At 55.3% G+C, this 11,866-nt stretch carries 8 protein-coding genes; 5 read left to right on the top strand and 3 right to left on the bottom strand.

The window, feature by feature from the left end; translation table 11 throughout:
* From ACK59H_RS21735 to ACK59H_RS21720, 4 genes are all read left to right on the top strand, one after another.
* Nucleotides 1-3,094 (top strand): RHS repeat domain-containing protein (locus ACK59H_RS21735; protein WP_409264905.1); only part of this gene is annotated, 3,094 nt, incomplete at its 5' end.
* A 198-nt stretch (nucleotides 3,095-3,292) separates the two neighbouring features.
* A complete protein-coding gene (locus tag ACK59H_RS21730; protein WP_060478201.1) occupies nucleotides 3,293-5,320 on the top strand; it encodes a hypothetical protein in 2,028 nt (675 codons plus the stop codon).
* Nucleotides 5,321-5,513: 193 nt separating this feature from the next.
* Nucleotides 5,514-7,643 carry an autotransporter outer membrane beta-barrel domain-containing protein gene (locus ACK59H_RS21725; protein ID WP_230849758.1) on the top strand — a complete coding sequence of 710 codons (2,130 nt, stop codon included), beginning with the start codon at nucleotides 5,514-5,516 and terminating at the stop codon, nucleotides 7,641-7,643.
* A 57-nt stretch (nucleotides 7,644-7,700) separates the two neighbouring features.
* The gene (locus ACK59H_RS21720; RefSeq protein WP_060478203.1) at nucleotides 7,701-9,173 is read left to right on the top strand and encodes a hypothetical protein; all 1,473 of its coding nucleotides are present in this window, start codon (nucleotides 7,701-7,703) and stop codon (nucleotides 9,171-9,173) included.
* Here ACK59H_RS21720 and ACK59H_RS21715 read toward each other — a convergent pair.
* The 3 genes from ACK59H_RS21715 to ACK59H_RS21705 all read right to left on the bottom strand — a co-directional run bounded on the left by ACK59H_RS21715 (nucleotide 9,170) and on the right by ACK59H_RS21705 (nucleotide 11,131).
* Nucleotides 9,170-9,913, bottom strand: a complete 744-nt coding sequence (locus ACK59H_RS21715) for a molecular chaperone (RefSeq protein WP_060478204.1) — start codon at nucleotides 9,911-9,913, stop codon at nucleotides 9,170-9,172. The two genes, ACK59H_RS21720 and ACK59H_RS21715, sit on opposite strands and share 4 nt — an antisense overlap.
* Before the next feature lie 69 nt (nucleotides 9,914-9,982).
* A complete protein-coding gene (locus ACK59H_RS21710) occupies nucleotides 9,983-10,582 on the bottom strand; it encodes a fimbrial protein (protein ID WP_230849759.1) in 600 nt (199 codons plus the stop codon).
* Between the two features lie 138 nt (nucleotides 10,583-10,720).
* Nucleotides 10,721-11,131, bottom strand: a complete 411-nt coding sequence (locus ACK59H_RS21705; RefSeq protein ID WP_060478205.1) for a PA2817 family protein — start codon at nucleotides 11,129-11,131, stop codon at nucleotides 10,721-10,723.
* Nucleotides 11,132-11,283: 152 nt separating this feature from the next.
* Between ACK59H_RS21705 and ACK59H_RS21700 the strand changes: the two genes are divergently transcribed.
* Nucleotides 11,284-11,866, top strand: a 583-nt coding sequence (locus tag ACK59H_RS21700; RefSeq protein ID WP_409264903.1) for a hypothetical protein, incomplete at its 3' end; no start/stop codon positions are given.

The following is an 11,866-nucleotide window of genomic DNA, read 5'->3' as shown; positions in this document are numbered from 1 at the left end:
CGGCTCGCGAGAAACACTCACATACGATGACGCTGGGCACCGACTCCCCAACGGCGCCCCCGTGCAGCGCCTGCCCCGTATCGACACCCATGAACTGGACCCAGGCTTTGGCCAGCCGGTGATGAAGACCCGGTACACCTACAGCGCTGAGAACTTCTTGGGCGCCAATGGTGGCCTGACCTGGACACAGGGTGAAGATAACCTCTACAACGCCCCCGCCGACTACGTTTTCACGGTCACGGCCAACGAATATGACGGCGCTGAAGTGCGCCGCAAAACCCATTACCAGTACAACCGCCATCACCTGCTGACACTGCAGACCACCGAGCAATATGGCGAAGTGTTGCAGTTCGAGGACCAGGGTGGTGGTGACGATACAGTGAAAATGGACTGGCATGTCCACAAGATCCACACCGTTTATCATGAATTGCCTGGGGTGCCTTTCGACCTGCAACCTGCTTATTTCCAGATGGCCAAAACCGTCACCCAGAGCTGGGAGATGAGCAGTACTGACGACAACCGTTATCACGAGGAAGTGACTACCACTAACTTTGATGACTTCGGCAACCAAATCGAAGAACGACAGCCCAATGGTATCCGAGTGGTCAACGAGTACTACCCGGTGCAAGGCGAAGAAGGGGGTTGCCCGCCAGACCCGCACGGTTTTACGCGCACGCTCAAGCGCACCATCACTTATCCCGCTACCGGTGGTGATGTAGAGCCTGGAGCACCGATATTGGTGGCTGATCACCGTTACGCGGCTGTCGAGTCGGTGATTGCTCGCACACACCCGTTGCGCGCCAGAGCAGCTGAATACGCTATTTTCAAAATCCACGAGCAGTTGGGCGAAGGTGTTGGCGCGCAGTATCAGCTATTGACGCAAACAGATATCGAGCCGTTCCTCGACCCTGCCGATTTGTTGCGACACGGCCGCATTTTACGCCAGGCCCTCAGCATCAACGGTTTGCAGACCATCACCGACTTCATCTATACACGCTTGCCTAGCACCCTTGAACATGAAGCTGTATTGCAAACCCAGCAAACGCTTACTGGCTTCGACCACGATGAGCCATTGCAAGGGGGTGGGCGGCGGGATGCTCGCAAGACCATTACGACATGCCACTCCATGCTGACTGGCGAAGCTCTGCTTAATCGAGACGACAACGATGTCGAAATTGCCTACGAATACGATGCTCTGCGTAGGGTGACCCGCGAAACCGTGGCACCTAACGACCCACAGTACACCGCTTCACGCCATTACGGTTATTTCCTCGTCAACAGTGCAGGCCAGCAAGCCAGTCAAACAACCACGGATGTGAAAGGGGTAGTGACCCACATACTGGTGGATGGCCTGAATCGGGTAGTTCTGACGCAGCGCCAAGATGCCGATGCCCAAACCGCTGCCCAGCGCGAAGCGCTGCGTACCAATTACAGCGCGGTTTTCGATGTGTTCGGGAATCTGGTCAAACAGGTGCAATACGATTGGCTAGAGGAGGACGACCTGGCGTTAGAGAGCAACTACCTGTTCGATGCCTGGAACCAACAATACTGTGAAATCGGGCCAGACCAGACCAAGCAATACACGGTGACCGATATGTTCGACAGTGCGTTGTCTGGCACTTTGCGAACCCAGACCGATTGGCGCGAATCCGCCAGCGGCAAGCTCAGCACAGGAAAAACCATCCAGTGGCGTGATGTGTCCGGTAATACGGTACGTGAGCAACGGGTCGACACAAAGGGTGGGCAAGTCAGCTTGCACCGTTACTTCTATGACGGGCTGGGCCGCAAAGCCCGTGAAATGGATGCAGCTCTGGCCGAGCAGCGCTTTGTCTATGATGCTTTCGATCGGCTGCTGGAGCATACGCTTGGCGACAAGAACACGGTCAGCAGACAATACGCCCTGCATAGTACAGAAGACCTCCCCACCCGTATCTCGGTGGCGGGCAAACTACTCGGTGAACAGCACTTCGATGGCCTCGGGCGGCTGATTCAATCGATTACTGGGGGGCGTAGTCGAACGTTGCGTTATGAACCAGGGCAAAACAATCCCAGGTGGGTGACTACCCCAAAAGGCGTTGAAATCGAGTACAGCTACGCACCGCAATTGAGTGGCGAGCCATTGCAGCGGCGGGCCGAGGGTGTAACCGCAGATTACGAATACGATGCGCTGAATGCGCGGTTGAAGGTGTGCGTCGAGCAAGGCCAGATGGTGTCTAGAGAGTATTTCAGCACCGGTGAGCTTAAGCAGGAAATCCGCAAAATTGGGGGCGATGCTCAGTATGAGATGTTTTATCGGAAGAGCTTGTTGGCCCGTGACCTGAGTTATACCGATGTGCTGGGAAATGTGCAGACGTATACCTACGACCTGGCCGGCCGCTTAGAGCAGACGTATTTGGGCAGTACTACCGCTTCGTTCAGCCACGATGAGCTGGGGCGAGTCGAAAGTATCACCACGGTGGACGGTGACCAGTGGTTGACGACTCGCCTGATGTACGACGATTTTGACCGCGAAGTGATGCGTATCTTCGAGATGCCAGGTGAAACCCAGTGGCTGGTGCAAGAGTACGATGGCATGGACCGCGCCAAGCGACGTCACTTGCAGGATGCGACCGATCCTGAGGCATTACAAACACTGCGCGACGAAACCTACGAGTACGATGATCGAGGGCGGCTGACAGTTTATAGCTGTGAAGGCCGGCTATCGCCGGTCGATGCCTACGGCAAAGTTATCAGGCAACAGCTGTTCGACTTCGATGAAGTGGACAATATTACGTTCGTCACCACGTTCTTCCCTAATGCCGATGGCAATCGCCTTGAACGTAATTATGCGACGTACAGTTTTGATAACCCGCTCGACCCGGCGCAGCTGACGAAAATCTCGAATAGCCATGCCGACTATGACCCGGGTCAACCCATCGAGCTGTTGTATGACGCGGACGGTAACCTGATTCGTGACGAGCAGCAACGGACCCTCTCTTACGATGCGTTTGGTCGGTTGGTGAATGTCAAGTTGCCGGTGGGTGATGCGGTCAATTACAGCTATGACCCGTTGGACCGTTTGGCGGGTCAGATGAGCGAAACCTTCGAAGAGTGAAGGGGCGCTGAGTTGCCGCTGTCGATTGATATGAGATTTCCAGCGGTTAATTAAGAGACGGAAAAGGGCCACGATGGTTTGACCGTTTTGTCAACCTGATAAAAGTGTCAGTTGTGGCGATAGACAGCACGTAGTTCAATCGTAGCCAGAATGTCGCGCGCGATGCTGGCGCTCTCCCATGTCGCAAGAGGAAATGTCATGAAATATACAAAACGGCACTTCGAATTGGCGGAAACAGCACGGCGTGAGGCAAGAAAATGGCAGGTTAATCTTAATAATGATGAAGCATTGGCTAATTTGCCGGCGCCTGGAATCGATAAAGTTTATTTGGCTGAAGAAACCCACAAGCTTGTTTTGGCTTCCATTCTACGCGACTCCACGAAAGATGTAGTAATCACCATCCCGGCCTGGGGCAACATGGCAGCGCCTGGTGACCTCTTCCCAGATTATCTGAAGGTGTATCACCAAGTGGGTGGAGCGGGTGAGCGCCAAGAGATATTCAGCCGAGAATACACAACAGACGATCTAGGGTTATTCCCATTACAGCTGAGCTTGGGCGTTCATAGCGAAGCATATGGGGCAGATGCAACTCATATGTTCTTCTATGTAGTCGACGGCTACAGTGGCGAAACGTACAATTCAGACCCGTTGGGTTTGCTCTTTGATCGTACATCCCCGCCCAATAACGGCTTGCCGGACCCTTTGCCCACGATCTCTCCAGTTACCGATACCAACGTTGGCACAATCACGGTTACGTTGCCTGACTACGCGGATCGCGCAACAGATGCGCTGCTCTACGACCAGGTACTTTGGTATTGGCTGGAAGAGGTGCCGGATGATTTTACCGGCTTGATCCCTGCCGGCACCGCCCCGGTCACTCAAGCTAATCAGGTGTTGGCGGTGCCCGCAGACAAGATCAAGGCCGCAGGTGACGGTGACAAGTGGATATCTTACGTATTGGTCGACAAGGCGGGCAATATTGGGCGCCCAGCGATTCCTACCAAGGTTCAGGTGGCATTGGGGGCCCTGCCTAGCAACTTGCAAGACCCTGTGGTGCCATTGGCGCCTGCTGATGACCTCGTCGATTTGGAAGATGCAATGTTGGGTGTAGAAGTGCGCATACTTGCATTCGACAACTACAAGCCCACTGACGAAATCAATGTGACTTGGGGGACGACCCGTCTAGGCTGGCGCGCCATTGGGGCTGGCGGCTTTCCCCAGGACTTCCCGGTCAGCACAGAGATTTTGCGCGCCACTTACGGCGCCCCAGCAGAAGGCACCAAGGCGGTGGATGTCAGTTATGAAGTCAGGCGAGGTACCCTGCCTCAAGGCAACAAAGCAATTAAAGTCGATACCAACTTTGAGATCATTGGCCCTATCGACCCCGGTACTGACCCCGTTCCAGAATGGCCCGATATCACCAACCCGCGCTTGCCGTTGCTGGACGTGTACGGGGATAGCTCAAGCACGCCCAATGTATTGGTCCCAGCAGACGATGGAAAAGATGCTTCGCTTGAAGTCGACCTGTATGACGGCGCAGAGGAAGACGATTTAATGCAGTTTTTCTGGGGGGGAAAACATATCCGCGAAGCAGACTACAAAGTGTTAGGGGCCGATGCGCCGGGAGATAAGGTGACGGCGATGATCCCTTGGAGTTATATCCAAGAAACTGGCAATACTACTGTCGAGGTGCACTACACCATTTTCCGCGAGACGGTGCCCAATATCGGTAAGTCGGGCAAACGCCCGGTCAAAGTCGACGCAGTGGTACTGCACCCAGATGCGCCAGTGTTTGACGGTGTCAACGCCAGAGGATACCTGGTGTGCGATGCCTTGGTGGACCCTGTTGACAGCAGTCTTCCTCCCGCTGTGCGCGTTGAGGTTGGCGACCTCAGCCAATATGGTTTGAAGGACGGCGACGAGGTGGAGCTGTTCTGGTGGGCGCTACATGGTGCATCGGGTGATACCGAGGTACTGGATGCCAGATTCAACGAGATAATTGAGTTAGGTGCCGAATACCCAGCCACGGGCTTCATTTGGCGAATTCCTTATACGGAATACGTTTTGCCCATTTATGAATTTGACTCAACCACCCATAGTGGCCGTGGGTTCTGCCGTTACGAGTTCAATAGCGGAGCAGTTGTGTCGGATGTCGTGAAGGCAAGTGTTGCGATGCATGATGCTTCTGCTTCATGCCCTATCACTCCTTGGCCTCCGGTGTCTTGATTACAGTAGACCGCCGGCTGGATGGTTGGGGAATTTTCCTACATAAAATGGCGGTGTTGTCCGGTAGCTTCTTGCGCAATTGATACTGCATAGAGGTGATCATGCGATGTGGCTACATTATTGCTCAATAAACCGACCTGCTTTGGCATGTGCGCTAGTTGCGCCCCTAGCTTTGGCTATCAGCCCGTTGGCCATGGGGATTACGGAAGTCGAGGGTGAGCGGACCATTGGCGCTGGCGCGCTGAGGGATGATTATTTCATCAATAGTGGTGCCACGTTGATTTCAAACGGTGCAACCATCGACTTCGTGCGTATGGACCCTGGCGCCGCCTTCATGATGAATGGCGGCACCATTCAAGCCACGGGTAACAACTTTGGCGTTAACGTGGGCGCGGGCGGTACTGCGACTATCGCCAATGGGGCGTCGGTGGTTGCAAACCTGCATGGGCTGCGCTTGACCCGCGATTCCGCTACCGAGACTGGGTCAGCGGCAACAATTTCCGATAGCCGGGTGCAGGGAAACAGTGGGGGTGCCTACGTTTCGGCAGACTCGCAGCTGAATGTACAGCGCAGTGAGTTGATCGGTACAGGCGCAAATGCGACCGCCGCGGACCTGTTCGGTGATGCCCGGCTCAACGCTGAGGACAGTGCGCTGACCGGCGAAAGTGCAGGCGTGCGCATTCTTGGCGGAGCCGCCCAGGGGGGCGGTACCACCGAGGTGAACTTGCTGCGCTCCCGTGTAGAGGGAATCAATGGCCCGGCTATTCAAGTAGGCAATGCCACACAGTCCGGTGCCAGCGCAAATATCGTGGTCGGGCCGGAGTCCAGCCTCGTGGGTGGCGATGGGGTGCTACTTGGAGTCAGTAACAACTCGTCGGCCTCGATGCGCGTGAATGGCAGCCAGTTGAAGGGCGATGTGCGTGTGGAGGAAGGTTCTAGCGCAAACCTTACGCTGGAAAATCAGGCAAGCCTGACCGGTCGTCTGGACAACGTTGCAGGCCTGACCCTCAACAGCCAGGGGCGTTGGAACATGGTGGAAGACAGCCAGGTCGGCAGCTTGGCCATGAACGACGGGGTGGTGAGTTTTGGTGAGCCGGGCCAGTATCAGACATTGACTGTGGGAACGCTGGCCGGTAGCGGCACGTTCATCATGGATGCTGATTTTGGCGGGGGGCAGTCTGATTTCCTGCAAGTGGGCACGGCGACTGGTAATCATGGCTTGCTGGTGAGCAGTTCTGGGACTGAGCCGACTGAGCAGAACTCGTTGCATCTGGTGCATGCGGACGCGGGCGATGCACGGTTTTCGTTGATCAATGGCCCAGTGGATCTTGGGGCATTTTCCTACGAGTTGGTGCAGCGTGACAGTGCCGCAGGTTCTGACTGGTACCTGGATGGGTCCAGCAAGATCATCAGCCCGGGTGCGGCCTCGGCGCTCGCATTGTTCAATACGGCACCAACCGTTTGGTACGGCGAGCTCAGCTCGTTGCGCAGTCGCATGGGGGAGTTGCGCTTGGATCAGCGCAAGTCAGGTGCCTGGATGCGCAGCTATGGCAATAAATTCAATGTGAGCGAGTCGTCCGGGGTTGCGTACAGCCAGGTTCAGCAAGGTATATCCCTGGGGGCGGATGCTCCATTGCCTTTAGGGGACGGGCAGTGGCTGGCCGGTGTTATGGCCGGCTACAGCACGTCTGACCTGAATGTTGCCCGCGGCGCGTCCGCCGACGTCAAGAGCTACTACCTGGGTGGCTACGCTACCTGGCTGGATGCCAGTAGTGGGTACTACTTCGATGCCGTGGTCAAACTCAACCGGTTCGACAATGAGTCGAAAGTGAGCATGAGCGATGGCACTCGTACCGAGGGTAATTACGATACGTTGGGTATGGGTGGCTCGCTGGAGTTCGGGCGCCACATCTCGCTAGGCGAGGGCTATTTTGTCGAGCCGTTTACCCAGTGGTCGGCGGTACGTATTCAAGGGCAGAGCTATAGCCTGGATAACGGCCTGCGCGCCAAAGGCGACAGCACGCAGTCTTTGCTAGGCAAAGCAGGGGCTACGGTTGGGCGCAACTTTGAGCTGGATGACGGGCGTGTGCTGCAGCCTTATATGCGCCTGGCCTATGTGCATGAGTTTGCGAACAACAATCAGGCCAAGGTCAATGACCATCGTTTCGACAACGACCTTTCGGGTTCGCGGGGTGAAGTTGGGGTCGGGGTTGCGGTGTCTGTGGCTGAGCGCTGGCAGGTCCATGCTGATTTCGATTACAGCAATGGCAGCAAGATCGAGCAGCCTTGGGGGGCGAACGTCGGTCTGCATTACAGTTGGTGATATGCAGGGGAAGCGAAAGCTTCCCCTTTTTTTGTCTACGCATATGTGGAGAATGCCATGTCCAGACGCACTGACCACCCCACGCGTGTAGCGCCCCCGCCGCGGATCGAAACCCTTGAGGATGTGCCTGGTGGGCAGCCCAATCTGCTGCCAGTGGATGCGCTGAGGTCTGCGCTACACGTCGCGGTGGACCCTTGGCCAAACTCAGACCCAAGTGTGACGTACCCGGAGGCCTTGAGCCTTTACTGGAACGATGAAGTCGTCGATCGAAAGGAGTGGACCTCGACCATTCCCGATGATGATTACTTTGTCGAGGTCCCGGTCAGGTACTTGCGCCATGGGGAGCATGAGCTGGTCTACGAAATTGAACTTTACAACGGCGTGCGTGAGCGCTCCCAACCTCTGGTGCTGACCATCGATGAGATTGCACCGCGTCTTGATGCTGATGAAGGGGCACTGCAGATACCCGCGCAAGTCATTGAAGACGGTCTGACTGCTTTCTATCTGGAGGAGCATGACGACAAGCTGGTTGTTGAGGTGCCACAGTACATCGAGCCTGTGGTAGGTGACCGCATCACGTTCTTCTGGGATCGCCAGCTAAATGACAATGACCGTGTCGACGACTTCGATCTTACTCACGAGTACATGGAGTCGGGAGAACCGATTCGGCTGGAATTTCAGGGGGAAATGATTCGTGAAAGGGGCGACGGTGTGCGCTATTTGCATTACCGAATCATGGACCGTGCCGGTAACCTCAGCGCCCGATCGCGTACCGTCCCGCTCACGGTCGCGGCCGCACCGATCCCGCGCAGTTTGCCATGGCCAGCTTTGCCTAAAGCCACTGGCTCGGCTCAAACCGTTACGCTGAATGTAGCCAGCTTGACGGGCGATTTGGTCGCTATCGTGTCAGCACAGGCCACCATCAACCCTGGGGAGCGCGTACAGATGCAGTGGGCGCAGGTTGGGGCTGTGGGGGCGGAAACGCTCGTGGACGAGCGGGCCCCCGGGGAATTCGTGATTCCAAAACTTAGCATTGCAACCCACAGCGGTAAGACGATACCCCTTTACTACCAAGTCATCACCCAGAAGAACGAAACGTTAGATTCTGACCACCGGCTCGTGGCGGTGAACCCGTTCAGCCCAGGACTACCAATTCCCCAGGTGGTGGAGTCGGAAATGACGCCGGGTTACCTACTCCTGAGTGAGGTTAAGGTGGCGGCGCACATCACCTTGGATACTTGGCAGTACATGAGTACCGATTGCCGATTGCGCATACAGGTGACTGGTATCAGCGACTCGGGCGCCGCTTTATACACGGTGATCGACAACCATGCCGTGACGCCGGAGGAAATGCAGATCGGCCTGGGTACCCGTAATGAGCTGACTGTCCCTTTGTCGTTTCTGAACACCCTGAAAGACGATTCGTCGATGCAGGTAAAAGCCTTTATCAGCTTCGACGCTGGGCAAACATGGCCAAGCACGCCAAACTTGTACGAACTGACGTTGAAAATAGACAAGGGCAGCAGTTAGCGAACGGTGGCCAGAGGTAGATCTTTGCTGATTTTTGGGCTTGCTCCGCCGTAGTCGTTCACGGTGTTGAACATGATACGCAAGCCTTCTACTGAGTGTATCTTTGTTAGCTCGTAGCGCTGAGAACCCAAGGGCGGCACCATGGGCATTGGCTTGAGCGTTTCGTGTTGCCCGGGGCCACTTATCTCGATCTGTCCGAACGTGTAGTGAAACGGCGATGGATTGTTCACCAGTAGGTGGAGCTTGCCGTCGATTGGCATTATTGACCATTCGAGCTGGGCCAGATGATCTTGCGGTCGCGTCTTCAATTGTTGCGGGCGGAAGAACACTTTTATACGCGTGCGAATGGCGATGGTGAGTTCATTTTCGCCGCTGCTGGACTGCGGGATTTCCTGCACGTTGAAGTAGAACAGTGATTCGCGATCTTGTGGTAGATCATTGGGCAGGCCGCTGATTTGCACGGATTGCTCTTTGCCAGGGGGCAACCTAAACAGGGCCGGGCTCGCCATCAGGGGAGTGATGGTCTGGGTGTCGTCGGTTTCGGTGTTCACCCAGCTTTGTACAGCGAAGAGTTGACTGCTTGGGTTTGCCACCACCACCGATGTGTTACGCATGTCGCTGTTGTAGACAACGCGTGTGGTGTTGATGGTCAGCGCTGCTTGCGCTGAAGGCGGGCAAGCGATAAAAGCCAGGGCAGCTAGCAGCCGCCACCGGGTCACCGATGCAGAAACGTTGAACATGAAAAGCGCCTGTTGCGAAGGGGCAAAATGAGTCTCCAGGTGCACGGTCAGTGCAGCCTGGAGCGAGCCTTACTTCATGGTGAACACGAAGTTGACCGATGTGTTGGCCGTGCCAGCTGTGACCGGAATTTTGGTCGCGCGGTAAGCTGCGGAGAACAGCATGTCGGTGGGGTCAGTATCGTCCAGGTCATAATCGATGGATTCGGTACCGTATGCGATCAACTGATTGTTCTTGTCCTTGATGGCCAAGCCCAATTCGCCGACGCTGCCCGGTTCCAGAGCGTACAGATTGTTTGCAGGGCCGGTTGAGCCGTACCCGCTGGTGAACGTCACATTGCCGGTGCTCGTTGCCGAGGTGTCACAACCGGCGCCAGGGGTGACGCGCATTACGAATGAGCGCATGCCCAGCTCATCATTGACGTTCTTGAAATAGGTGCTTGGGACATTGCCCAGGTCGATCCTGGTCAGCGGAAGGCCGGTTCTTGGGTCAATGATCTCGATCGAGCAGGTGCCGCTGGTGACGGTACCTTGGAAGTTGATCTGCCCGGTGTTGGCGAACGCAGCGCTGCTGAACACGCCAGCAGTCAACGCCAGGGCTGACAAAGCTTTTTTCATGATGAAGTCCGAATAGAAGTAGTGATTGTGTTGGTCACGAACATGAAAGCTCACGGCTACACCCCAGGGTAGGGTGGCATGAGCGAAGCAAAGTCTAGGATGGGGGCTGGCGGCGGGGCTGTAGGTGGAATCTTCAAAGGCGATGATTTTAATGACAGATCATGTGCGGCAACGCCACGACCTGTCGTTGAATCAGTGTTCGGAGCTGGAACTCTGCTGGCTGAGCGCGTTTTTGTGCGCGGCCCAATCGAAAGCGTCGCCCTTGAGCTCCGCTTCGTAGCGCAGCTCTTCGAGTTGCTGGTACAGCGCCAGCTCCGGGTCGGGCATGAAATGCAAGCAATCGCCGGCAAAGAACCAAAGCAGGTCACGGGGGACCAAGTGGGCGATTTGCGGATAACGCTGAATGACCTGGCACATTAGGTCTTGCCCTAAGTATTGGCTTTCGAGGGGCGATTGCGGTAGCAGCGTTAGCAGCTCATCAAAACGCTCCAGAAATAATGTGTGACTTTCTTCCGGCACCTGCTCGGCGTCGCCCAAGGCAACAAGGATAGTGCGCAGGTGGCGCAGCAACTGCAGGTGGTATTCCAAACGGGGGGTGGTCATAGGCGTCTCTTCATTGCGGGGGGTGCATTATACGTGCATCCGTAGGTATAGGGTAAAACCTGATAAAAATGCCAGTAGCCGGTAGGGCGGTGTTGGTGAGACAGTGATGCAGCCCAGCTTTTAATTAAAGCACATTCGAAAGGACTGCAGCGATGGCAAGGTCAAAAACACCTAACGACGCACCCTCGACGAATATCGCAGGTAATGTACCTTTGCAATATGCAGTTTTTTTATTTGATTTGGAAACAATCAACGCTGCCTGGGATCAGTTTTATGCGACCTTTCCCGGCAGCTCTCAGTACGATGAAATTATCGAAAGTGAAGTCGAACGATCCGTGGGGAGAGAGTGGCAAAAGAACCTAATTCGTTTGGGTGCGCCCGCTATTTACTCCACTAAGGAAAATGGCTTTTCGGTGCGTAAGCGCGTGCTTTCTGACGTGTCGGCGATTGTGGATCAACCGCCAGGCGATCGGTACGTGCAGATCAGGCAGTTGACGCAGTTGAGCCGCGACCAGGAATTATTTGTGGTATTTGATGAAAGCCTTGCTTATGGGCATTATCAAGCCGATAACGGGGGTAAATTCATCTTGCGTTGGTATGATGAAATGCCTCCGCAGTTTTATTTGCGTGAAGATGAAGAAGACCTTGATCGAATTAAAAAACATTACCTCGAAAGGCGTTGTATTGATCTGGTGCGCTTGAGCAAGCCTGTCAGTCCAATATTGCATGATGTTC

It is taken from the genome of Pseudomonas sp. KCJK9000 (assembly GCF_046230725.1).
Taxonomy (GTDB): Bacteria; Pseudomonadota; Gammaproteobacteria; order Pseudomonadales; family Pseudomonadaceae; genus Aquipseudomonas; species Aquipseudomonas promysalinigenes.
Note: the sequence above shows the minus strand (reverse complement) of the source record. Positions and strands in the feature narration are given on the sequence as shown.